Annotated in this window: 24 protein-coding genes and 1 tRNA gene; 6 read left to right on the top strand and 19 right to left on the bottom strand. The window is 68.5% G+C overall.

Annotated elements, in window-relative coordinates:
• Nucleotides 1-87: 87 nt before the first annotated feature.
• From Q5Z10_RS04855 to Q5Z10_RS04795, 13 genes are all read right to left on the bottom strand, one after another.
• Nucleotides 88-441 (bottom strand): PilZ domain-containing protein, encoded by a 354-nt coding sequence (locus Q5Z10_RS04855; protein WP_025874071.1) that lies wholly within the window; start codon nt 439-441, stop codon nt 88-90.
• Complete coding sequence (locus Q5Z10_RS04850) at nt 438-1,394, bottom strand: DNA polymerase III subunit delta' (protein WP_303638137.1); 957 nt, start codon at nt 1,392-1,394, stop codon at nt 438-440. Before Q5Z10_RS04850 ends, Q5Z10_RS04855 begins: the two co-directional genes overlap by 4 nt.
• Nucleotides 1,391-2,056 (bottom strand): dTMP kinase, encoded by a 666-nt coding sequence (tmk, locus tag Q5Z10_RS04845; RefSeq protein ID WP_303638136.1) that lies wholly within the window; start codon nt 2,054-2,056, stop codon nt 1,391-1,393. Before tmk ends, Q5Z10_RS04850 begins: the two co-directional genes overlap by 4 nt.
• Nucleotides 2,053-3,114, bottom strand: a complete 1,062-nt coding sequence (gene mltG, locus Q5Z10_RS04840; RefSeq protein WP_303638135.1) for an endolytic transglycosylase MltG — start codon at nt 3,112-3,114, stop codon at nt 2,053-2,055. The genes tmk and mltG overlap by 4 nt, the downstream gene beginning before the upstream one ends.
• Before the next feature lie 165 nt (nt 3,115-3,279).
• Nucleotides 3,280-4,644, bottom strand: a complete 1,365-nt coding sequence (locus tag Q5Z10_RS04835) for an aminodeoxychorismate synthase component I (protein ID WP_303638134.1) — start codon at nt 4,642-4,644, stop codon at nt 3,280-3,282.
• A 186-nt stretch (nt 4,645-4,830) separates the two neighbouring features.
• Nucleotides 4,831-6,093, bottom strand: coding sequence for a beta-ketoacyl-ACP synthase II (fabF, locus tag Q5Z10_RS04830; protein ID WP_303638133.1), 1,263 nt, complete (start codon nt 6,091-6,093; stop codon nt 4,831-4,833).
• Between the two features lie 144 nt (nt 6,094-6,237).
• Nucleotides 6,238-6,477 (bottom strand): acyl carrier protein, encoded by a 240-nt coding sequence (gene acpP / locus Q5Z10_RS04825; RefSeq protein ID WP_303638132.1) that lies wholly within the window; start codon nt 6,475-6,477, stop codon nt 6,238-6,240.
• A gap of 153 nt (nt 6,478-6,630) precedes the next feature.
• Nucleotides 6,631-7,374 carry a 3-oxoacyl-ACP reductase FabG gene (gene fabG, locus Q5Z10_RS04820; RefSeq protein WP_005408312.1) on the bottom strand — a complete coding sequence of 248 codons (744 nt, stop codon included), beginning with the start codon at nt 7,372-7,374 and terminating at the stop codon, nt 6,631-6,633.
• 82 nt (nt 7,375-7,456) lie between these two features.
• Nucleotides 7,457-8,401 (bottom strand): ACP S-malonyltransferase, encoded by a 945-nt coding sequence (gene fabD / locus Q5Z10_RS04815; protein WP_303638131.1) that lies wholly within the window; start codon nt 8,399-8,401, stop codon nt 7,457-7,459.
• Nucleotides 8,402-8,633: 232 nt separating this feature from the next.
• Entirely contained in the window at nt 8,634-9,416 is a 783-nt protein-coding gene (locus Q5Z10_RS04810; protein WP_303638130.1) for a BUD32 family EKC/KEOPS complex subunit, read from the bottom strand.
• A 74-nt stretch (nt 9,417-9,490) separates the two neighbouring features.
• Entirely contained in the window at nt 9,491-10,468 is a 978-nt protein-coding gene (locus Q5Z10_RS04805) for a beta-ketoacyl-ACP synthase III (RefSeq protein ID WP_303638129.1), read from the bottom strand.
• A 91-nt stretch (nt 10,469-10,559) separates the two neighbouring features.
• Nucleotides 10,560-10,754, bottom strand: a complete 195-nt coding sequence (gene rpmF, locus Q5Z10_RS04800; RefSeq protein WP_025879386.1) for a 50S ribosomal protein L32 — start codon at nt 10,752-10,754, stop codon at nt 10,560-10,562.
• Nucleotides 10,755-10,861: 107 nt separating this feature from the next.
• Nucleotides 10,862-11,371, bottom strand: coding sequence for a YceD family protein (locus tag Q5Z10_RS04795; RefSeq protein WP_303638128.1), 510 nt, complete (start codon nt 11,369-11,371; stop codon nt 10,862-10,864).
• A gap of 113 nt (nt 11,372-11,484) precedes the next feature.
• On the opposite strand from Q5Z10_RS04795, the gene Q5Z10_RS04790 reads away from it, so the two are divergent.
• A complete protein-coding gene (locus Q5Z10_RS04790) occupies nt 11,485-12,057 on the top strand; it encodes a Maf family protein (protein WP_303638127.1) in 573 nt (190 codons plus the stop codon).
• Nucleotides 12,058-12,095: 38 nt separating this feature from the next.
• Here Q5Z10_RS04790 and Q5Z10_RS04785 read toward each other — a convergent pair whose 3' ends face one another.
• Nucleotides 12,096-13,937, bottom strand: coding sequence for a glycosyltransferase family 39 protein (locus tag Q5Z10_RS04785; protein WP_303638126.1), 1,842 nt, complete (start codon nt 13,935-13,937; stop codon nt 12,096-12,098).
• A gap of 44 nt (nt 13,938-13,981) precedes the next feature.
• Between Q5Z10_RS04785 and Q5Z10_RS04780 the strand changes: the two genes are divergently transcribed.
• The 4 genes from Q5Z10_RS04780 to Q5Z10_RS04765 are packed head-to-tail and all read left to right on the top strand — an operon-like array spanning nt 13,982 to nt 18,348.
• On the top strand, nt 13,982-14,935 hold the full coding sequence (locus Q5Z10_RS04780) for an AAA family ATPase (protein WP_303638125.1): 954 nt from the start codon (nt 13,982-13,984) through the stop codon (nt 14,933-14,935).
• 2 nt (nt 14,936-14,937) lie between these two features.
• Nucleotides 14,938-15,882 (top strand): DUF58 domain-containing protein, encoded by a 945-nt coding sequence (locus Q5Z10_RS04775; RefSeq protein WP_303638124.1) that lies wholly within the window; start codon nt 14,938-14,940, stop codon nt 15,880-15,882.
• A complete protein-coding gene (locus Q5Z10_RS04770) occupies nt 15,875-17,824 on the top strand; it encodes a transglutaminase TgpA family protein (RefSeq protein WP_303638123.1) in 1,950 nt (649 codons plus the stop codon). The genes Q5Z10_RS04775 and Q5Z10_RS04770 overlap by 8 nt, the downstream gene beginning before the upstream one ends.
• Nucleotides 17,821-18,348: a Slp family lipoprotein gene (locus tag Q5Z10_RS04765; protein WP_303638122.1), complete on the top strand. Its 528-nt coding sequence runs from the start codon at nt 17,821-17,823 to the stop codon at nt 18,346-18,348. The genes Q5Z10_RS04770 and Q5Z10_RS04765 overlap by 4 nt, the downstream gene beginning before the upstream one ends.
• A 94-nt stretch (nt 18,349-18,442) precedes the next feature.
• On the opposite strand, the gene Q5Z10_RS04760 is transcribed toward Q5Z10_RS04765, so the two are convergent.
• The 4 genes from Q5Z10_RS04760 to dnaX form a co-directional block, all read right to left on the bottom strand.
• Nucleotides 18,443-18,802 carry a histidine triad nucleotide-binding protein gene (locus tag Q5Z10_RS04760; protein ID WP_303638121.1) on the bottom strand — a complete coding sequence of 120 codons (360 nt, stop codon included), beginning with the start codon at nt 18,800-18,802 and terminating at the stop codon, nt 18,443-18,445.
• Nucleotides 18,803-18,870: 68 nt separating this feature from the next.
• Nucleotides 18,871-19,470 (bottom strand): recombination mediator RecR, encoded by a 600-nt coding sequence (recR, locus tag Q5Z10_RS04755; protein ID WP_303638120.1) that lies wholly within the window; start codon nt 19,468-19,470, stop codon nt 18,871-18,873.
• A gap of 111 nt (nt 19,471-19,581) precedes the next feature.
• Entirely contained in the window at nt 19,582-19,902 is a 321-nt protein-coding gene (locus tag Q5Z10_RS04750; RefSeq protein WP_005408298.1) for a YbaB/EbfC family nucleoid-associated protein, read from the bottom strand.
• 6 nt (nt 19,903-19,908) lie between these two features.
• Entirely contained in the window at nt 19,909-21,969 is a 2,061-nt protein-coding gene (dnaX, locus tag Q5Z10_RS04745; protein ID WP_303638119.1) for a DNA polymerase III subunit gamma/tau, read from the bottom strand.
• Between the two features lie 122 nt (nt 21,970-22,091).
• Between dnaX and Q5Z10_RS04740 the strand changes: the two genes are divergently transcribed.
• Nucleotides 22,092-22,184, top strand: a tRNA-Ser gene (locus Q5Z10_RS04740).
• Between the two features lie 333 nt (nt 22,185-22,517).
• Here the strand turns inward: Q5Z10_RS04740 and Q5Z10_RS04735 are convergent.
• On the bottom strand, nt 22,518-22,928 hold the full coding sequence (locus Q5Z10_RS04735; RefSeq protein ID WP_303638118.1) for a DUF3592 domain-containing protein: 411 nt from the start codon (nt 22,926-22,928) through the stop codon (nt 22,518-22,520).
• Nucleotides 22,929-22,988: the final 60 nt, after the last annotated feature.

Here is a 22,988-nt window from a genome sequence, read left to right as displayed (position 1 = left end):
GGCTTTTCAGGGGCCGTCAACAGGTTTTCACATTCGTGTTCACGTCCGTTTTCGAGGCCCGCCGGGCATGGCCCGGCGCTACCGGAATCACATCGTATGGGTCGGCTTGTCCGAACCGGTCAGGCCAGCCAGGATCGTCTCGATCTTGTGGCGCACGGTCTCGCCTTCCTGGCCATCGGCCAGCTGCACGCCGATGCCGGCGGTGCGGTTGCCCTGCGCGCCGGCCGGGGTCACCCAGATCACCTTGCCGGCCACCGGCAGGCGCTCGCTGGAATCGGGCAGCGTCAGCAGCAGGAACACCTCGTCGCCCAGGAAGTAGCGCTTGGGCGTGGGCACGAAGATGCCACCGTTCTTCACGAACGGCATGTACGCGCTGTACAGCGCGGCTTTGTCCTTCACGGCCAGGGACAGGATGCCCTGGCGGGCGTTGCTGGCACTCATCGATTTCCCCTTGCGGCAGGCCGCTCGTTGACCTTGTTCCAGGCCAGCAGTAGTTCCACCACGGCAAGATCCGCACGCACCGTGGTGCGCAGCAGGTCGCGGGTGCGGTTGGCAGCGTCGAACCAGGCTGCAAGCTTGTGCAATCGCTCCGGCGTGGTCAAGGCATCGGTGCTGGCCTGGGCCAGCGCCAGGTCGGCGGCGAAGCGCAGGCGCAGCGCCGCGTTGTCGTCGCCACACCACTTCTGCGCCAGTTCCACCGCACCGGTCTTGCCGGCGGCCAGCTGTTCCAGCTCGCGCCCCACCTCGCGGCGCAGGCTCAGGCCATCTTCGCGCAGCCAGTTGTCGGCCTGCCCGGGGTGGCCGCGCGCGGCGTCGAGCGCTTCTCGCGCGGCTGCCTCGCTGTGGCCCTGCTGCTGCAGCCAGGCCAGCGCTTCCTCGCGTGGCGGCAGCTTGAACTCCAGGCGCTGGCAGCGGCTGCGCACGGTCTGCGGCAGGCGCGCCGGGTCGCTGCTGATCAGCCACAGGTAGCGGCCGGGCTGCGGTTCTTCCAGCGTTTTCAGCAGCGCGTTGGCGGCGGAACGATTGATTGCGTCGGCGGGATCGACAATCACCACCTGGGCCACGCCGTACTGCGGGGTCAGCGCCAGCTTGTTGGTGATCTCGCGCACCTGTTCGATGACGATCTCGGTGCGCAGCTTGTCGCCGCTCTTGTTCGGAATGAAGCTGATCAGCTGCAGGTCCGGATGGGTCCCGGCGGCGATCAGCTGCCGCGTGCGCGTCGCATGCGCGGCATCGCCGCGGGCCAGCACATGGTCGGCCAGCGCCAGCGCCACCTCACGCTTGCCCAGCCCGGCCGGGCCGCAGATCAGCAGGCCATGACCGAGGCGGCCGGCATCGAGCGCGGCCACGGTCTGGTCGAAGGCGCGCTGCTGCCAGGGCGAGAAGTGGCTCATGCGCCCTCCCCGTCCCGCAGCCAGCGCTCCACGCGCGCGACCACGTCGGCCGCCACGCGTTCCTGCACCTGCGCGGCGTCGATGAGGGCGAAGCGCTGCGGGTCCTGCTGGGCGCGGTGGCGGAAAACTTCGCGCACGCGCTGGAAGAAATCATCCTGCTCGCTCTCGATGCGGTCCGGCCACAGGTCGCGGCCATTGGCGCGGGCGCGGCCGACCGCGACGTCCACGTCCAGCAGCAGGGTCAGGCCCGGCAGCAGGCCCACGGCGCGGCGCTCGAGGTCGGCGATCCACTGCGGGTCCAGGCCGCGGCCACCGCCCTGGTAGGCATAGCTGGAATCGGTGAAGCGGTCGCTCAGCACATAGGCGCCGCGCCGCAGCGCCGGCCGGATCACCTGGCGCACATGCTGCGCGCGCGCGGCGAACACCAGCAGCAGCTCGGCTTCGGCGCTGAGCGGTTCAGCGGCGATCTCGGCGTCCGGCTTCAGCACCAGGCCGCGGATGCGCTCGGCCAGCGGCGTACCGCCCGGCTCGCGGGTCATTACCACCTCATGACCGTGGCGGCGCAGGCAGTCACGGATGGCGTTGATGGCGGTGGTCTTGCCCGCGCCCTCGCCGCCTTCCAGGCTGACGAAACGCGGGTGGCGAAGCAGCGCGGGACTCATTGCGCCGGGGTCTCCTGGGTGCGTTGCTGGCGCAGCTGCTGCAGGTAGCGGGCTACGGCGGCGTTATGCCGGTCCAGACTGGGCGAGAACACGTGCGCGCCACTGCCATCGCCCACGGCGACGAAGTACAGCGCGTCGCCGGGCGCCGGCTGCGCGGCGGCCATCAGCGCGTCGCGGCTGGGCATGGCGATCGGGGTCGGGGTCAGGCCAGAACGGGTGTAGGTGTTGTAGGGCGTATCGGTGGTCAGGTCGCGGCGGCGGATGTTGCCGTCGTATGCCGCACCCAGGCCGTAGATCACGGTGGGGTCGGTCTGCAGGCGCATGCCGATCTTCAGGCGGCGCATGAACACGCCAGCGATCTGCGGACGCTCGCTGGCCAGCGCGGTTTCCTTTTCGATGATCGAGGCCAGCGTCAGCAGTTCATACGGGCTGTTGATCGGCAGGTCGGGCGCGCGGCTTTCCCAGGCCTCGTCCAGCGCCTTTTCCATCGCAGCGTGGGCGCGCTTGAGCACATCCAGGTCACTGTCGCCACGCTGGTAGACATAGGTCTCCGGCAGGAAGCGGCCCTCCGGGTGCTGGCCGCCAAAGCCCAGGCGCTGCATCAGTGCGGCGTCATCCAGCGCATCGGTGGTGTGCAGCAACGGCTCGGCGCGCTTGAGCGCGGCACGCAGCTGGCGGATGTTCCAGCCTTCGACGATCGTGACCCGGTGCTGCAGCACCTTGCCGGCGCGCATGCGCAGCAGCAGTTCGCGCGGTGTCAGGCGGTTGTCCAGTGCGTACTCGCCCACCTTCAGCTTGCCGGCGGCGTCAAGCTGGCGGGCCAGCAGCTGCCACTGGGTGTCCTGGCCCTCGTCCACACCGGCCTGGCGCAGCTTGCGCAGCACGGTATTCATGCCATCGCCGCTGGCGATGACCACGCTTTCGGCGGACGGGGTGATGTGGCGGTCCGCGAACTGGCCCTGCTGGTAGAAGAACCACGCGCCCGCGCCGGCCAGGACGGCGCCCAGCACCACCACCAGCGTTACCACGAACAGACACCCGCGCTTGGCTCCCGCCATGGACTACCTCTGAACTCGATTCCGTCGTGCAGGATACCGTGCCGGTGGTGTGGGGTCATGGCCGGGGGGTCCCAAACCCCGCTTCGCTCGCCGGGCGTGGCCCGGTGCTACCAACGCGTCACCCTCCCGGTAGCGCCGGGCCATGCCCGGCGAAGCCCCGTGCCCTCAGCCCGGCTGGCCCAGCGCGCGCAGCAGGCCGCGGGCCTTGGCGCGGGTTTCATCCAGCTCCTTGTCCGGGTCCGAATCGACCACGATGCCGGCGCCGGTACGGAAGCTGACGTCGTGGCCATCCACTTCGGCGGTGCGGATCAGGATGTTCAGGTCGAGGTCGCCATCGCGGTTCAGCCAGCCGAAGGCACCGGTATAGGCCCCGCGCGGTACCTGCTCCAGCTCGCTGATGATCTGCATGCAGCGCACCTTGGGGCAGCCGGTGATGGTGCCGCCGGGGAAGGTCGCGGCGATCACCTCGCCCGGGGTCACCTCGGGGCGCAGATGGCCACTGACGTTGCTGACGATATGGTGCACGTGGGCATAGCTTTCCACGGTCATCAGTTCATCGACAACCACGCTGCCGGGCAGGCAGATGCGGCCCAGGTCATTGCGCTCCAGGTCGATCAGCATCACATGCTCGGCGCGCTCCTTCGGGTGGCCGACCAGCTCCTGGATGCGTGCGGCATCGTCATCGCCTTCGAAGCGCGGACGGGTGCCGGCAATCGGCCGGGTCTGCGCATGCCCGGCATGCACGGAGACCAACCGCTCCGGTGAGGAACTGACCACGTGGCGGCCGTGTGCGCTGAACAGGCCGGCAAACGGCGCCGGGTTGGCGCGGCGCAGCTGCGCGTACAGCGCCTGCGGGCTGACCGGCGCGGCGAACTGCGCGCTCCAGCGCCGCGACAGGTTCACCTGGAACACGTCGCCGGCGCGCAGGTATTCGATGACCCGGCGCACGCCGTCGGTGAAGCGCTGCGGCGGGTCTTCGCTGACCGACTGCGGCGGCTGCCAGCCCTGCCCGGCTTCGGGCAGTACCGATGACGCCTGTGCCACCAGCGCGTCCAGCAGGGCCTGCTCTCCCGCTTCGGCGATGACGAAGGCGGTGCCGTGCTCGTGGTCGTGCAGCAGCGCGGCCGGGCAACGCAGGGCCAGTGCGCTCGGACGACCGTCGTCGCGCGCGCGCGCCGGCAGCACGGTTTCGATCTGGCTGGCCACTTCGTAATCCAGCATCAGCGCCCAGCCACCGCGGAACGGCAGGCTGTGGCTGCCATCGTGCGGCAGCCGCTGTGCGCGCCAGGCATGGTCGAGCGCCTGCAGGAAGCTGCCCGGCAGCACCCGGTCATGCTGGTCACGCACCTGGCCATCGGCATCCAGCCGCAGCACGTCGCCCTGCGCGGCCAGCAGCAGGCTCCAGCGGCCCTGGGCGGTCCCGGAGGCAGTGGATTCCATCAGCAGCGGGAAGCGTGCCGGGTCGTGCTGCTGCAGGGCCAGCAGGTCGATCGGATGCGGCAGCGGGTGGATCAGCGGTGCGTGGGTCATGGCGGCCAGGTCGGGATCAGATGCACGGAAGCCGCCTTGCGGCGGCTTCTTCGTATGTAGAGTCGAGCCATGCTCGACTGGGTTGCACGTTCAGTCGAGCATGGCTCGACTCTACACAACGGCGGAGTCGAGCATGGCTCGACGCTACCAAGCGGCGCCGGGCAGTTGCCCGGCGCCACAGACAGGTCAGACGCGCTTGAAGATCAGCGTGCCGTTGGTGCCGCCGAAGCCGAAGCCATTGGACATCACCACGTCGACCTTGGCCTGGCGCGCCTCGTTGGGCACGTAGTCCAGGTCGCAGCCTTCACCCGGCTCGACCAGGTTGATGGTCGGCGGAATCACGTTGTCCTGCAGCGCCATCACCGAGAAGATCGCTTCCACGCCGCCGGCGGCGCCCAGCAGGTGGCCGGTCATCGACTTGGTGGAGCTGACCATCATCTTGTAGGCGTGGTCGCCGAAGGCGGTCTTCATCGCCATGGTCTCGCCCAGGTCGCCCAGCGGCGTGGAGGTGCCGTGCGCGTTGAGGTAACCCACCTGTTCCGGGGTCACGCCAGCGTCCTTCATCGCCATGACCATGCAGCGCGCGGCGCCTTCGCCGTTCTCGCTCGGGGCGGTCATGTGGTACGCGTCGGAGCTGGCACCGAAGCCGGCCAGTTCGCAGTAGATCTTCGCGCCGCGCGCCTTGGCGTGCTCGTACTCTTCCAGGATCAGGATGCCGGCGCCGTCGCCCAGCACGAAGCCGTCACGGTCCTTGTCCCACGGGCGCGAGGCCTGTTCCGGGGCGTCGTTGCGGGTGCTCATGGCCTTCATCGCACAGAAGCCGCCCAGCGCGGTCGGCGACGAGCCACGCTCGGCACCACCGACCACCATCACGTCGGCATCGCCGTACTGGATCATGCGCATCGCGGTACCGATCGAATGGTTCGAGGTCGCGCACGCCGACACCGCCGAGAACGACGGGCCCTTCAGGCCGGTGATGATGCTCAGCTGGCCCGGCAGCATGTTGATGATGGTCTTGGGCACGTAGAAGGGCGAGATCTTCTTGCCCTCGTGGAACTCGATGGTCTGCTCTTCGATGCCGAGCAGGCCGCCGATGCCGGCGCCGACGATGGCGCCGATGCGCTCGGCATTGGCGTCGGTGATCTCCAGGCCCGAATCGTGCAGGGCCATGAACGAGGCACCGAGGCCGTAATGGATGAACGGGTCCATCTTCTTGGCATCCTTGCCGCTGACCCTGAATTTGCCGAACAGTTCATTGTCGGCGGTGATGTCGAATCCCTTGACCTCACCTGCAATCTTGGTGGTGAACCGATCCACGTAGGCATCAGCAACGTTGGTCAGCGGACCGATGCCCGAACGACCGTGGGTGATGCCTTCCCAGCTGCTGGCCAGATCATTGCCCAACGGCGAGACGATGCCCAGGCCGGTTACGACGACGCGACGCTTCATTGCTGATTCTCCTGACCCGAACGTTCTTTACGGGTAACGCGGTTTACTTCGGTGTGATGCGCAAACACACGGGGCCGCAAACAGCGGCCCCATGGGGTGCCGTGCGCGGCGAGCGCAAGCCCGCACGCGCACTGACGTCCTGCATCAGGCCTTGACGTGGGCCGTGATGTAGTTGATCGCAGCCTGCACGGTGCTGATCTTCTCGGCTTCTTCGTCCGGGATCTCGCACTCGAATTCTTCTTCCAGCGCCATCACCAGCTCGACGGTGTCCAGCGAGTCAGCGCCCAGGTCATCGACGAACGATGCGCTGTTGGTGACTTCTTCTTCCTTGACGCCAAGCTGTTCGACGACGATTTTCTTGACGCGTTCTTCGATGGTGCTCATGGGATATCGCTCCAGATGGAGTAGTGGTTCAAAAAGTGGTCGCCATCAAAGGCGATGGCCGTGGGATAGTGTAGTGGAAACCGGCGCGACCTTGCATTGCAGCAAAAATCCTCGCAGATCAACCACTTGCGGCGCAATCCCTGCGCCCCTTGCTTACGGCATGTACATGCCGCCGTTCACATGGAGGGTTTCGCCGGTGATGTAGCCGGCCGCCGGGCTGGCCAGGAAGGCCACCGCATGGGCGATGTCTTCCGGCGAACCGAGGCGTTCGAGGGCGATGTCGTTGATCAGCGCGGTGCGGGCTTCTTCCGGCAGCGCCTTGGTCATGTCGGTATCGATGAAGCCGGGTGCGACAACATTGACGGTGACACCGCGCGAACCGATTTCCTTGGCCAGCGACTTGCTGAAGCCGATGATGCCGGCCTTGGCCGCAGCGTAGTTGGCCTGCCCGGCATTGCCGGTCACGCCCACCACCGACGCGATGTTGATGATGCGGCCCTTGCGTGCCTTCATCATGCCGCGCATGACCGCCTTGCTGGTGCGGAACACGCTGGTGAGGTTGGTGTCGATGATCGACGCCCAGTCCTCGTCCTTCATGCGCATCAGCAGGTTGTCGCGGGTGATCCCGGCGTTGTTGACCAGGATCGAGATCGGGCCGAATTCCTTGGCGATGCCGTCCAGCACGCTGTCCAGCGCGGCGGCATCGGTCACGTTCAGGGCGCGGCCGTGGCCACCGTGGGCGGCCAGGCGCTCGCCGATCGCGGCAGCGCCGGATTCGGTGGTGGCAGTGCCGATGACGGTGGCGCCCTGGGCGGCCAGCAGATCGGCGATGGCGGCACCGATGCCACGGCTGGCGCCGGTGACCAGTGCGATTTCACCCTGCAGGGGCTTGCTCATGATGTTTTCCTCAGGCTGGGGCGGCCGCCGCACCCGTGCCGCAGGCAGCGGTCACCGGTACGGTCGGCAGGAACAGGGGCAATCAGGCGGACCACGTCTCGCGGGCGCCTTCGAAGTCGCCCGGGGTGGCCAGTGAACGGCCGTCGATGGCCTTGTCGATACGCTTCACCAGGCCGGTCAGCACCTTGCCCGGGCCGCATTCGGCGATCCGGGTGACGCCGCGGGCGGCCAGTGCCTGCACGCAGCCGGTCCACTGCACCGGCTGGTACAGCTGCTGCACCAGCGCAATACGGATCGCGTCGATGCCGTCATGCACCTTCGCATCAACGTTCTGCACCACCGGCAGCTGCGGCACCTGCCAGGACAGGCCGGCCATCACTTCGGCCAGACGGTTGGCGGCTTCGCGCATCAGCGGGGTATGCGAGGGCACGCTCACGGCCAGCTTCACTGCCTTGCGCACGCCCTTCTCGGCCAGCAGCGCCAGCGCGCGGTCGACCGCGGCCGCGTCGCCACCGATGACGATCTGGCCCGGCGAATTGAAGTTGGCCGGCACCACCACCTGGCTGCCGGCCGCTTCGGCGCAGACCTCCAGCACCAGCGCGTCCTCGGCACCGAGCACGGCGGCCATGGCACCCACGCCGGCCGGGGCAGCGTCCTGCATCAGCTGGCCGCGCAGGCGCACCAGGTGCGCACCGTCATGCAGGCTCAGCGCACCGGCAGCGACCAGCGCGGTGTATTCACCCAGGCTGTGCCCGGCCAGCACCGACGGACGCGGGCCAGCCGCGGCGTTCCAGGCACGCCAGACACCGATGCTGGCCGCCAGCAGGGCCGGCTGGGTGTACTCGGTACGGTTGAGCATTTCCTCCGGGCCACCCTGGGACAACGCCCACAGGTCGACGCCGGCACCATCGGATGCTTCGGTGAAGGCCTCACGCACCTGCGGGTGCAGCTCGGCCAGCTCGGCCAGCATGCCCACAGACTGCGAGCCCTGGCCGGGGAAGACAAAAGCGAGGGTGGATACGGTCACGCGGTCATCCGCTTGTTGCAATCGAAGCGGCCCATGATAAGGGCGAATCCCCTGTGTCGTCTGTACGTGCGCGTATGCAGGGCGTATGGAAGAGCTGCGGCAGGCGCCGCCGGGGATGGCCCGGCAAACCGCCCCGGCAGCGCCGCGCCAAGCCCGGCGAATTGACCGGGTAGCGCCGGGCCATGCCCGGCGAATCAATCCGGTAGCGCCGGGCCATGCCCGGCGGCGGCACTCAGCAGAGCAGCTGCAGGATGTCCAGCTCGCCGTCGGCGAACCAGTCCATGCACAGGCCGACCACCATGATCAGGCCCAGCGTGGTGGCGCCATGGGTAATGAAGATCGAATGCGCCAGCGCACGCGCCGAACGCCCCAGCTTCATGCACACCCGCGCCAGGCGCTGCAGGCGGCCACTGACCGCGTGCACATGCGCACGCACCGGCGCCTGCACCTCACGCATGGCCTGGGCCATCATCGCCTGCAGGTGCTGCGGGCGGTCAGCGTAATACTTGGCCACGCCGTAGCCGAACATCAGCCAGTCACGCGCCTGCGCCTCGGCCAGATCCATCACTTCCAGCGGATCTTCCTCGAAGTCGATGAATCCCACGTTCTCGCCATCCCAGGTGAGGTTGCGCGGCAGCGGCTGGCCGAAATAGGCACCACGGCCGTGCGCCTGGGCAATGGCGTGCATCGCTGCGGCGACCAGGCGGTCACGGCCGGCCTCATCGGCCTGGCGCAGGCAGGTATTGAACGAACTGCCGTTGTCACCGATCACCAGCGCCGCATGGCCACTGCCGATCACCACCGGCACATTCACCCCCTGCGCCTGCAGCTCACCCAGGCGGCGCGCCTCGGTCTCGCGCGCGGCATCGCCGCCCCGGTGCGGCGGCGGGCGCAGTGCATCGAGATGGAAGCGGCGGGCCACAAAACCGAGCAGGCCCAGGGCCACGGCCCGGCTGCCCTGGCCGTACTGCTTCAGCCAGGCGCGCTGCCCTTCAATGACGATGGGCTCTACCATGGACGGTCTCCTTGAACGCATTACGGCCCCAGAGGGGCCGTAACGACGGTTTCACTTTGTCGTAACTTGCACTATCAATAGCGCAGCAGGGCCGAACCCCACGTGAAGCCGCCACCGAAGGCTTCCAGCAGCAACAGCTGGCCGCGCTCCACCCTGCCGGACCGGACCGCAGCATCCAGCGCCAGCGGCACCGAGCCGGACGAGGTATTGCCGTGCTTGTCGACGGTCACCACGACCTGGTCCATCGACATCTCCAGGCGCTTGGCGGTGGCTTCGATGATGCGCAGGTTGGCCTGGTGCGGGATCAGCCAATCCAGGTCGGTCTTGGTCAGCCCATTGGCATCCAGGGTTTCATCCACGACCGAGTCCAGCGCCTTGACGGCATACTTGAACACGTCGTTGCCCTTCATGTTGATGGTGCCGCCACCATTGTTGCCTTCGCCGAACCCGACCGAGACACCGACCGGATTCCACAGCAGCTCCTTCTTGCTGCCATCCGAATGCAGGTGGGTGCTGAGGATGCCGGTTTCTTCGTCGGCCTTGAGCACGACGGCGCCCGCGCCATCGCCGAACAGCACGCAGGTGGTGCGGTCATTCCAGTCGACGATACGGGTCAGGGTTTCCGCACCGATCACCAGCACGTGGCGGGCATCACCGGAACGGATGAATTTGTCAGCCACGCTCAGCGCGAACACGAAGCCCGAACAGGCCGCGTTGACGTCGAAGGCGGGGCATCCGCTCGCACCGAGCTTGGCCTGGATCAGGCACGCGGTGGAGGGGAAGATCAGGTCGGGCGTGGTCGTGCCGACCACGATCATGTCGAGCTGCGACGCGTCGATACCGGCCGCTTCAAGCGCACGCAGCGCAGCCTGGTAGCCGAGATCGCTGGTGGTTTCGCCCTCGGCAGCGATGTGCCGTTCACGAATGCCGGTGCGCGTCTGGATCCACTCGTCCGAGGTCTCGACCATTTTTTCCAGGTCGGCATTGGTCAGGACTTTTTCCGGCAAATAGCTGCCGGTGCCCGCGATCCTCGAGTAGATCCGCTTGCTCATCATGTTTCCTGTTGCACGAGCCGCCGTTCACCGGCGTGCCCGGGAAAGAAGGCGAAGGCCGCTGCCCGGCGGGCAGCGGCCTTCCGGCACATCAGTCTTCCTGGACGGCCGAAGACTTGGTCTGGATGACCTTCTTGCCGCGGTAGAAACCGTCAGCAGTGATGTGGTGACGCAGATGCACTTCACCGGTGGTCGGGTCGGTCGACAGCTGCTTGGCGCTCAGGGCGTCATGCGAACGGCGCTGGCCGCGACGGGACGGGGTAACACGGGATTTCTGGACAGCCATGGGATTGCTCCAAACTCGGTTCGTTTTGCTTCGTCGTTTCGTCGCACAGGACGCCAGCGCCCAGCACACTTTTCGCTTTCGCCGCAGCCGCCGACGACAACCGGCTGCTATTGTTTCTTCAATGCCGCCAACGCCGCGAACGGGTTGGCCTTTTCTGTTTCTTCTTCGGTCGGCGCCCAGTCCTTGTCGACTGCCTCACCGTCCGGCGACAGCGGTACCACCGGCACCGCCAGCACCAGTTCGTCCTCGACCAGGTCCAACGGGCGCAGCTGGCCATCTTCCGGCACCAGCAACGCCTCGTAGTCTTCCGGCAAGGACGATTCCTCGTCCTCGTCGCGGATCAGGCCAAGCCTCTGCGTCATCTTCACCGGCAACAGGAAACGCTGCAGGCTGCGCTGACAGGTCAGCGGCAACGCGGTATCGATGGTCAGTTCCACATAGGATACCCGCAAGATCTCGTCGCGACCGAATTCGAGCGAGTAATTGCACTCACCGTCGGTATCGGCGACCAGCCCCTGCAGGCGAGTCAATTCAGCCAGGGAGACCTGACCGTCGAAGCGCCTTCGCGCTACGACCATCCGCCAGGCATCCAGCGTTTCGGGCACGTTCGCGGACATAAGCCGCTGAATACTAAGGATCGGCAGGGCCCGTGTCAAATGGCTGCCACACAGGGCTTGCTGCTGCGGGCAGGCACGGGCCAGACTGCCGCGCCCTGCCCCGGAATTGTCGCATGCCTGCCCTGGTCCTGGCCTCCACCTCCCGCTACCGCCGCACGTTGCTGGAACGGCTGGGCCTGCCCTTCGACTGCGCTGCTCCGGACGTGGACGAGACCCCGCGGGCCGGCGAGGCGCCGCCTGCGCTGGCGGCGCGCCTGGCGGCAGCCAAGGCCACCGAGGTGGCCGCCCGCCATCCGGGGGCCTGGGTGATCGGCTCGGACCAGGTCGCGGACCTGAACGGCCGGCCACTGGGCAAACCCGGTACGGTCGCGGCCGCCTGCGCCCAGCTGGCCGCCATGGCCGGGCAGACGGTGCGCTTCCATACCGCCCTGTGCCTCGCCCGCGACGGCACGATGTTCACGGCGATGGACCTGACCGAAGTGCGCTTCCGCGCGCTGCAGGCGCCGGAGATCGCCCGCTATGTCGCCGCCGAGCAGCCGCTGGACTGCGCCGGCAGCTTCAAGTGCGAGGGGCTGGGCATCAGCCTGTTCGAGGCGATCGACAACCGTGACCCGACCGCCCTGGTCGGGCTGCCCCTGATCGCGTTGTGCGCGCTGCTGCGCAATGCAGGGTTCGCCGTGCCCTGAGGCCGTCGCGCCTGCCTGCGCGCGTCAGGCAGCGCGCATCAGCGGCGTTCCACCACGAACGGCTGTTCCTGCCATTGCTCGACACTGCCGTCATGACCGTGCAGGCGCAGGCCCAGCCAGTGTTTCCCCGGCGCCAGCGTGCGGGTATCGAGCGTCGCGTCGAACCCCACCGCTGGATGCTGTGGATCGGTACTGTCCGGCCACGCGGGCCGCACATCGAACGACCGGCCGTAGGTCGCATCGCCCAAGGGGCGGCCGTCGACCTGCACCTCGATGCGCGACAGTCCGACGCCATCCTTGAATGCCCAGCCCTTGATCGCCAGCGTCCCCTCCACCACCTGGCCGTTGGACGGGGCGTCCAGCCAGGCCATCGCGGGCGTCACGCAGGGACCCGGCGCGCGCTGCGCCGGCAGGCGGAACAGCAGGAAGCGCTGGAAACCATGATCGTTGCTGACCACCCGCGGCGGCGGCAGCGGCCCGACCTGGGTGCAGATGGCGTGGTAGCGCGCCAGCAGATCGCGGAAACGCTGGTCGCTGGGTGACAGCACCAGCAGCATCGGCACCTCGCGCTCGCCCTCGTGCAGCAGGCCCCACTGGGCCAGCTGCGCGGTGCGGCCGTGCTTGTCGTTGAGCGGATGCGGCAGCACCGGGATGTCGCCGTTATCCAGCTGGAAGCCCAGCTCCGCGCCGACCTTGAAATTGCCGGCCAGCACGCGGCTGCCCTCGGGCATCTGCTGCAGCTCCTCGCGCACCGCGGCCGCCAACGGCTGCCAGCCGGCAAAGTTGCGCGGGTAGTACTTGTCGCCGGCCAGCTGCGCGCGCAGCGAAGGGGTCGATGCGACCAGGTAGTAGGAAAATGCCAGCGCCATGCCCAGCCCGGCCAGCCACCAACCGGTACGCCGCAGCCAGCGCGGCCACCCGTTGAGCACCACCGGCACCGCCACCAGCAAGGCCAGGTAACCCGGCAACGGCCAATGGAAACTGATGCGCTCGACGTCGGTGAAGAAGCCCAGCACGAAGATGCCCAGCGTCGATACCCCGCCGACCAGGCCGAAGTAGCGCCACTGCACGCGCGCGCCGCCGCCGTTGCGGGTACCTGCCAATGCCACCTTCCACATCGCGATGCACAGGATCGGCGTGACCAGCATCGGCTGGATCACCAGGAACCACAGCCCTCGCCATTCAAACGCCCACGGGTGACGTTCAACCACCTGGAACTTCAGGCCGGCGTCATGGTTGTCGGCATTCCAGGCCAGCAGCGGCAGCCACGCCAGCACACCCACCGCCAGCGCCACCCACACCCGTGGATCGGCCAGCATGCGCCGCCCCTGCGGCAACGCCAGCAGGGCGATGAAGCCCACGCCGATCACGCCGATGAAGCGATAGTGGCTGAGCGCGCCGATCAACAGGCCCAGCGCCAGCTTCACCGCCGAAGAGGCATCCACACCGCGCAGCAGGCGCGCACCTGCATCCAGGCACAGCACTGCCGCCAGTGCCATCGGCACATCGGGCACCGCCAGCAGGCCCAGCGTGGCCGACAGCGGCATCAACAACGTCAGGCTGCCCGCCTGCCAGCCGGCCACGTTGCCGAACCAGCGCGTGGCCACGCGCGATACCAGCAGCGGCAGCAGCGCACCGATGGCCAGGAACGGAAGGCGCAGGGCCAGCACGTGCTGGCCACCGATCTCCACGCCCAGCCGCGCCAGCCAGGCGGTCAGGCCGGGAAGATCGGAATAGGCCGCCGCCAGATGCTGGCCTTCCTGCCAGTAGAACGCCTCATCGACGAACAACGGCAGGCGAGCGGCCACGACCAGCTTGGCCGCTGTGACGAGCGTCCATAACCAGAGAAATATCGTTCGTGCGCGTTGTTCGCCCTGCATTGCTCTATGGATAGAATCGACCGGTTCCCGACATTGAGACGATCATGACAGCTTCGTCCCCCATGCCCAGCATGCTAACCGATCAACTGCGTCAGTCCCTGCGCCAGGCCCAGGACCAGGTCAACGCACTGGTGCTGGGCAAGGTGCAGGAAGTCCGCCTGGCCTTCGTGGCGCTGCTGTCCGGCGGTCACCTGCTGATCGAAGACCTGCCCGGGCTCGGCAAGACCACCCTGGCCCATGCGCTGGCCAGCAGTCTCGGCCTGAGTTTCCACCGCGTGCAGTTCACCTCCGACCTGTTGCCGGCCGATGTGCTGGGCGTGTCGGTGTACGACGCCGGCAGCCGCCAGTTCCAGTTCCATCCCGGCCCGGTGTTCACCCATGTGCTGCTGGCCGACGAGATCAACCGGGCGCCACCGCGTACGCAGAGCGCGCTGCTGGAAGCGATGGCCGAACAGCAGGTCACCCTGGACGGGCAGACCCATGCCCTGCCCGATCCGTTCTTCGTGATCGCCACGCAGAACCCGGTGGACCTGTCGGGTACGTTCCCGCTGCCGGATTCTCAGCTGGACCGCTTCCTGCTGCGGCTGGCGATGGGTTACCCGAGTGCGCAGGCCGAGCGCGAACTGCTGCGTGGCAGTGATCGCCGCGACCTGATCGCACGCGCGCTGCCACAGCTGGATGACACCCAGGTGCGGCAGCTGCGCGAGGCGGTCGGCCAGGTGCATGTGAGCGACGCGCTGGTCGACTACGTGCAGGCGCTGCTGACCCGCAGCCGCCAGCACGCAGGGGTGCGCGTGGGTCTTTCACCGCGCGCCGGCCTGGCACTGCTGCGTGCGGCCAAGGCCCACGCCCTGCTGCTCGGCCGTGGCCACGTGGTTCCGGAGGACGTGCAGACCCTGTTCGTGGCCGTGGCCGGCCATCGGCTGGTCGGCGAGGCCGAATCCAGTTCGGGACCGGCGCTGGCGCGCGCGATCCTGCAGACCGTCGCGGTCGATTGACGATGGCCCCGCGCGCCTGGCGATGGCTGCAGCTGGCGCGCCCGCGCGCGCCGGAGGCGTTGCCACAACGGCTGGACCGCCGCCGCATCTACGTGCTGCCGACCCGCTTCGGCCTGTTCGTCAGCGTGGTGCTGGTGGCGATGCTGCTCGGCGCGTTGAACTACAACAACAACCCGGCGCTGCTGCTGGCCCTGCTGCTGGCGTCGGCAGCGATCGCCAGCGCCATCGCCGCGCACCTGCAGCTGTCCGGCGTGCAGATCGATGCGATCTCCGCCGAACCGGTGCCTGCCGGGCAACCATTGCGCCTGCGCGTGGACCTGTCGCTGCGCGATCCACGCGCGCGCCACGGCCTGCACCTGCAACTGGGCGACAGCAACGCCTGGATCGACCTGCCCGCACACGGCCGCGGCGAAGCCGCGCTGGAGGTGCCCAGCGAACGACGCGGCTGGCTGGAACTGCCGCGCATCCGCCTGTCCACCACGCAGCCGCTGGGCCTGGTGCGGGCCTGGTCGTGGGTGTGGCCCGAGCAGCCGTTGCTGGTCTATCCGCTGGCCGAAGCCAGCGCACCGCCGCTGCCGGAACAGGGCAGCGACCCCCTGCACACCCGCGTCCATGCCAACGGCGAGGAGCTGCACCAGCTGCGCCCCTACCGTGCCGGCGACCCGCCGCGCAGCATCGCCTGGAAGCACTCGGCGCGCCGCGATGCGCTGCTGGTCCGCGAATATGAAAAGCCGGTCGGCATCGAGGTGGTGCTGGACTGGCGCACGCTGGCGCCACTGGGCGCGGAGGCCCGCATCGCGCGGCTGGCACGCTGGGTCGACCGCGCCGAACGCGAGGGCCGGCGCTACACCCTGCTGCTGCCGCTGCACCCGCCGATCGGTCCCGGCCAGGGCGACAGCCACCACCACCTGTGCCTGCGCGCGCTGGCGCTGCTGCCCCATGACTGAGCCCTCCCTGCTGCTGGACCGCACCGCGCGCGGCTGGACACTGGCCAGCGCGGCACTGGCGCTGCTGCCCCTGCTGCTGCAGCTGCCGCCGCTGCTGGCCGTGCTGATCGCCACTGCGGCGATACTGACGGCGGCACTCTCGCAGCGGCGGGTGCTGCCGATGCCGGTGCGCGTGCTGCTGGTGCTGGGCATGCTTGCGGCCATCGTCTGGCAGATGGGCGCGGTGCGCCCCGGCCGGGATACCGGCTGCGCCTTGCTGGCGGCGATGCTGGCGATCAAGTCCAGCGAGCTGCGCAGCCTGCGCGACGCACGCAGCCTGCTGGGCTTTGCCTTGTTCTCCCCGTTTGCCGCGTTCCTGCTCGACCAGGGGCCACGCACCACCGTGCTGGCGGCGCTGGCCGGCATCAGTGCACTGATCGCACTGCAACGCCTGGCGCAGAGGGAAGGCCGCAGTGCAGCGCAACCGTTGCCCGGGCAGCTGCGCGGTGTCGGCCGTCTGCTGCTGATCGGGCTGCCGCTGGCACTGACCTGTTTCTGGCTGTTCCCACGCCTGGCCACACCGCTGTGGGGCATTCCCGATCGCGCGGTCGGCACACCGGGACTGTCGGACACCATGGAGCCGGACGCGTGGCTGGATCTGATGGCCGATGACACCCCGGCGATGCGCGTGCAGTTCTTCGGCAGTACCCCCGAGCCGGCGCAGCGTTACTGGCGCGGACCGGTGCTGACCGACTTCGACGGCCATGTCTGGTCACGCGACCGCTACACCGAAGGACTGCCTGCGGCGGTGGTGGAGCATGGGGCGCAGGGCTGGGACTACCAGATCGACTACGAGCCCACCGATCGTCGCCAGCTGGTGGCGCTGGACCTGCCAACGGCCGCGCCCGCGGGTAGCCGGCTGGATGCAACGCTGAGCCTGAGCAGCGAGCGCCCGCTGTCGGCGCTGAGCCGCTGGCGGCTGCATTCGGCGCCGCCCGCCCGTTTCGACGCCACGCTGTCGCCCTACCAGCGCCGCGCCGCGCTGCGGCTTCCGGACGGCTTCAATCCGCGCACGGCCTCACTGGCCCGGCAATGGCAGCAGGAGGCGGCAGGCGATGATGCCGCCGTGGTGCGCCGCGCACTGGCCTGGATTGCCGCCGACTTCTCCTACACGCTGGACACGCCGGCTGCGGGCCGCGATCCGGTCGACGCGTTCCTGTTCGATTACAAGGCCGGCTACTGCCAGCATTTCAGCTCGGCCTTCGTGGTGCTGATGCGCAATGCCGGCATTCCCGCCCGGGTGGTGACCGGCTTCGCCGGTGGCACCCGCAACCGGATCGGCGACTACTGGGTGCTGCGCCGCATGGACGCTCATGCCTGGGCCGAGGTGTGGCTGCCACAGCGCGGCTGGGTGCGCATCGACCCCACCGCAGCGGTGGCGCCGGAACGGATCCTGGACACCCTCGACGACCGCCTGCAGGCGTCCGCCGACATCGGGCTGCAGCAGCGCTGGCAGGATCTGGGCCAGGTCGGCGACTGGATGCGCCGCGGCTGGAACGAGCTGGTGCTGTCCTTCGATGCGCGCCGCCAGCAGCGGTTGCTGCAGCCGTTCGGGCTGGACGAGCTGGGTCCGGGACAGCTGCTGGCCGGCTTCGTGACGGCTGCGTTGCTGGCCCTGGCCTGGATGGCCTGGCTGCTGGCCCGCGGCGAACGCGAACGCGACCCGCTGCTGCGCGCCTGGCACCAGCTGGGCCGTCGCTATGCGCGGCTGGGGCTGGGCCGCGAGCCCCACGAACCGGCGCTGGCCTGGGCACGACGGGTGCACTCCCAGCGTGCCGACCCGGCCCTGATCGCACTCAGCCAGCGTTTCGCTGACGCGCGCTACGCTGGCACTTGTACCGAGCTCGCCCCATTATTGCGGGACCTGCGCAGGCATCGCCCGACTTCCGGAGCCTCCCCATGAACACCAAGTTCTTCCTCACCGCCGTGGCCACGCTGGCCCTGTCGGCCTGCGCCACGGCCCCCAAGCCGCTGCAGGGACAGTTCAGCCTGGTTTCCCCGCGCGACTCGGTCGCCACCCAGCAGGTCGGCACGCCGGTCCGATGGGGCGGCCGCATCATCGAGACCAAGCCGGGACAGGGTGAAACCTGCTTCCAGATGATCTCGCGCCCGCTCAACGGCAGCGGCCGACCGAACACCACCTCGTCCGACGCCAGCGACGGCCGCTTCATCGCCTGCCGCTCCGGCTTCTACGATCCGGCCGTGTTCGAAGCCGGTCGCGACGTGACCTTCATCGGCAAGATCGATGGCTACGCCAATACCCGCATCGGCGACTACGACTACCGCCTGCCGAAGCTGGCCGCCGACGTGATCTACCTGTGGCCGGAACAGCGCCAGGTCGATGTGGTGCCCTACCCCTATGGCCCGTGGGGCCCGGGTCCGTACGGCCCGTACTGGGGCGGCTACCGCGGCTGGGGCTGGTGGTGATCCGCGCCCGGTTCGCGTAACGCAGAAGGCCGCCCTTGGGGCGGCCTTTTTTGATGACGGCGTTTCCGATCCGCGTCGTGCGCAGCGCGCCGGGTCAATGGCCGGGCGTACCGAAATGGCCCAGCGGTGCGCCGGCCAGCAGATGCAGGTGGATGTGGAACACGGTCTGCCCGGCATTCTCGCGGCAGTTCATGACGATCCGGTAGCCGTCCTGCGCGAAGCCTTCGCGGCGCGCGTACTCGGCTGCGGCCAGGGCCAGCTTGCCGATCAGGTGCGCCTGCGACGGCTGCAGGTCGTCCAGGGTCGGGATGATCTCGTTCTTCGGAATGAACAGCACGTGCACCGGCGCCTGCGGTGCGATGTCCTTGAAGGCCAGCACCTCATCGTCCTCGTAGACGATGGTGGCCGGAATCTCGCGACGGATGATCTTGCTGAAAAGCGTTTCGTTGCTCATGGTCGGCCTCGGCGGGAGATATCACCCCCATTGTAGGCCGGTCGCGCCGGGCCATGCCGGCGGCCGCCTCAATCGCGGAATGCGCTGCGCGTACCGAACGCGTGCGACAACGTGCCGCGATCGACGTACTCCAGCTCGCCTCCCAACGGCAGGCCCTGCGCCAGCCGGCTCGGCTGCACCTGGCGGGCACGGGCCAGCTGTGCGAGATAGTGCGCGGTTGCCTCGCCTTCCACGGTAGCGCTGGTGGCGATGATCAGCTCCTGTACTTCGCCCTCGGCCAGGCGCTGTTCCAGCTGTTCCAGGCCCAGTTCGCGGGGGCCGATGCCATCGAGCGGTGACAGCCGCCCCTGCAGCACGAAGTACACGCCACGGAAGCCGGTGGCATTCTCGATCGCCAGGCGGTCCGCCGGCGATTCAACCACGCACAGCTGGCTGCGCTCGCGGCTGCCATTGGCGCAGGTCGGGCACCGTTCGCTTTCGCTGAAATCGCGGCACTGCGTGCAGTGCCCGATGCGTTCGATGGCCTGCGCCAGCGTCTCCGCCAGGCGCTGGCCGCCTTCGCGTTCGCGCTCGAGCAGGTGGTAGGCCATGCGTTGCGCCGTTTTCTGGCCCACGCCCGGCAGCACCCGCAGCGCATCGATCAGTTGTTCAAGCAGGGGTGCGGACACGGCGGCGTGCTTCGGTAGCGTCGAGCGGGCTCGACGGGTGCCTGGAGGGGTCGAGCGGGCTCGACGCCGGCGACTGCGTGGCAGCGGCCATGACCGCCGCCACGCCGGTGATCAGAACGGCAGCTTCATGCCCGGCGGCAGCTGCATGCCGGCGGTGGCCGAACCCATCTTCGACTTGGATTCGGCGTCGATCTTGTTGGACGCATCGTTGAAGGCTGCCGCGATCAGGTCTTCCAGCATTTCCGGATCGCTGGTCAGCGACGGGTCGATGCGCACCTTGCGGCATTCCTTGGCGCCGGTCAGGGTCACGCTGACCATGCCGCCACCTGCACTGCCGGTCACTTCGATCTTGGCGATTTCTTCCTGGGCCTTCTGCAGGTTTTCCTGCATCTTCTGGGCCTGCTGCATCAGTTGGGCGATGTTGCCGCGCATGTCGTCTTACTCGTCAAAAGAACGGATGGAATCGGAAACAACCCGGGCGCCGTGCTGCTGGATCAGCAGCTGGACTTCCGGATCGTCCATGAATGTGGCCTCGGCGGCCTGCTGCCGCTCGCCACGCTGGCGATCGGCCCGCTGGTGCAGGGTCTCGGCCGGGACCTGGGCGGTTTCCACGGTCTCGACCACGATCCTCGGCGCCTGCTGCAGGGCCTTGTCCAGCATCCCGCCCAGGGCGGCCAGCGCGCGTTCGGAACGCAGATACTCAAATCCGGGCGAAAGGCCCAGTTTCAAGACCCCGTGCTCGCAGCTGATGAAGGCCGCGTTGGCGGCCAGCTGCCGCGACGGCCCGCTCAGGCCACTGTTGGCAACCAGATCGAGCCAATCCTCGGCACAGGCCAGCTCACTGACAGCGCCCACCACAGCGGCGTCCTTCGACGCCGCCGGCGGCGTGATCGCGATGCCCTCGGTACGGAACGCCTGCGCGGGCGTGGCCACTGCGGCCTCCTGCGGCGGCGGTGCGGGCGTCGGCGGTTCCTGCCAGGGCGCGACCATGGCCGCCTCCGGCGTCGCGTGCTCGGCCACCAGGGCCTCGTCGCGGGCGTCAGCCTCGGCAGTCGCCCAGGGCGGCAGGTCGTCGGCGTCGGTGGATGCCGGGGCGGCCCCGGTCGTCGGCTGCGCCTTGAGCGGCGGCGGCGATACCGGCTCCTCCACCGGAACCGGCTCGGGTTCCGGTACGGGATCGGGTTCGCGGGCCGGTTCCGGCTCCGGTTCGGGTTCGCGCTGCGGCACCGGCGGCGGCGTCTGCGCGGCCACCGCGGCCGGCATCGCTGCGGCGGGTGCCGGTGCGGCGGCGGCCGGCGCGGCCCCTGCGTGACTGCCCGCGCCAGCGTTGCCGGTCGGGGCCCCACCGCTCGGCGCGCTGCTGCCGCTGGCGTCAGGGCTGCGCGGCACCGACGGCACCGCGGCAGCCGGACGGAACGCCAGCATGCGCAACACGGCCATTTCAAAACCCGCGCGCGGGCTGGGCGCCAGCGGCAGGTCGCGGCGGCCATTCAGGGCCATCTGGTACCAGAGCTGCACCACTTCCGGGCGCAGGCGCTCGGCGAACGCGCGGGCGTCCAGGCCTTCGGCAGCGGCAGCGGCGCCCGGCACCAGCTGCTGCACCTGGATGCGGTGCAGGCCTTCGGCCAGCGCTTCGAGCACGCCACTCCAGTCCGGCGAGAACTCGGCCAGCGCGGCGACCACCTGCAGCAGGCGCGGGCCATCGCCTTCGGCCAGCGCGTTCAGCATGGCGGCAACCTGGGTGCGATCAACCGTGCCCAGCATCGTGCGCACTACTTCGTCGCGCAGCGCCCCGCCCGCATAGGCGATGGCCTGGTCGAGCAGCGACAGCCCGTCACGCAGGCTGCCATCGGCCGCCTTGGCCAGCTGCACGATGGCGGTCGGATCGGACTCGATGTCCTCGGCGGTGAGGATGCGGGTCATCTGCCCCTGGATCTGGTCCTCGTCCAGGCGCTTGAGGTTGAACTGCAGGCAGCGGCTGAGCACGGTGACCGGCAGCTTCTGCGGGTCGGTGGTGGCCAGCAGGAACTTCACATGCTCCGGCGGTTCTTCCAGCGTCTTCAGCAGCGCATTGAACGCCGCCTTGGACAGCATGTGCACTTCGTCGATCAGGTACACCTTGTACTTGCCACGCGAGGGCATGTACTGCGCGTTCTCGATCACCTCGCGCACGTCGTCCACGCCGGTGTTGGACGCGGCATCGATTTCCAGCAGGTCGATGTAGCGGCCGGCGTCGATGTCCAGGCAGGCCGCGCACTGCCCGCACGGGTCGGCGCTGGTGCCCTGCTCGCAGTTCAGCGACTTGGCGAAGATGCGCGCGATGGTGGTCTTGCCCACGCCGCGGGTGCCGGTGAACAGGAACGCATGGTGGACCCGGCCGCTGTCCAGCGCATTGCTGAGCGCACGGACCACGTGTTCCTGGCCTACCAGCTCGGCAAAACGCTTGGGACGCCACTTGCGGGCAAGGACGAGATAGGACATCAGGCCACCGTCTTCCATCGGATGTTCCATTGTGCCATGCCTGTCCAGCCCCCTCCCCCTGCAAACCGGTGCTTGTGTCCGGCCGCGGCGCCCGCTAGAATCTGCGCCCCTGCTGAGGCGTTTGCCGATGGCAGGGATCCGGAGAGGTGTCCGAGTGGTTGAAGGAGCACGCCTGGAAAGTGTGTAAGCGTCTAAACCGCGCTTCGGGGGTTCGAATCCCCCTCTCTCCGCCAGATAACTGAAAAAGGCTGCCCTCAGGGGCGGCCTTTTTCAGTTATCTGGCGCGGGACGCGAAGTGCGCGACGCGCGCTTCGCCCCAAACGTTGCTGCGCAACCTTTGGGCCCCTCCCTTTGCCGGCCTCTCCCCGCCCCTGTCAGGGCAGCCCCTCAACAGAGGGGCCTGTTCCTCCAGATGCGCGACATGCACGGACAGACCGCCGCAGGCGGGTCCCGGGGTGCAGCGCGCACCGGGATCGGGTGCAGGGATGCGCCCCTCTCTCCGCCAGACAAATGAAAAAGCCGCCCACTGGGCGGCTTCTTCATTTGGCCGTCGACCCCTTCAACGCTCACTTCCGTCCGAACACTGCGCGCAGGGCAATACCCACGAACGTCAGCCCGATCAGCGCCACCATCAGGGTCATCCCCCACAGTGCGCCGAAGCTGTCGAGTGCCGGCTCCAGGGACGGGCGCTCGGGCCGATACAACACGCGCACGGCCTGGCCCGGCTCGTAGCCGAAGATCATGCCCCCCTGCGGATAGGAGACCCGTTCGCCGGCCGCCGTGGTGAAGGCCACCTGCGGATGCGACCCGCCCGCGTTCAGGCGCTCGACGTGGCCATCGGCGATCTGCGCGTCCCGCACGAACGCCAGGCGATGGTTCACTTCAACGCCGACGACGACCAGCATCAACAGACCCATGGCGCCGAACGCCAGGCCGCGCATGATCCGGTCGGTCCGGGAAAGGGAAGGTTCTGGCATTGCGGGGCAGCTCCATTGCAGACGGGACGACAAGCAGGGCCGGCGCGTTCCTGTCGCCCG

It is taken from the genome of Stenotrophomonas sp. 704A1 (genome assembly GCF_030549525.1).
Lineage (GTDB): Bacteria > Pseudomonadota > Gammaproteobacteria > Xanthomonadales > Xanthomonadaceae > Stenotrophomonas > Stenotrophomonas tuberculopleuritidis.
This window is presented reverse-complemented; position numbering and strand designations above follow the sequence as displayed.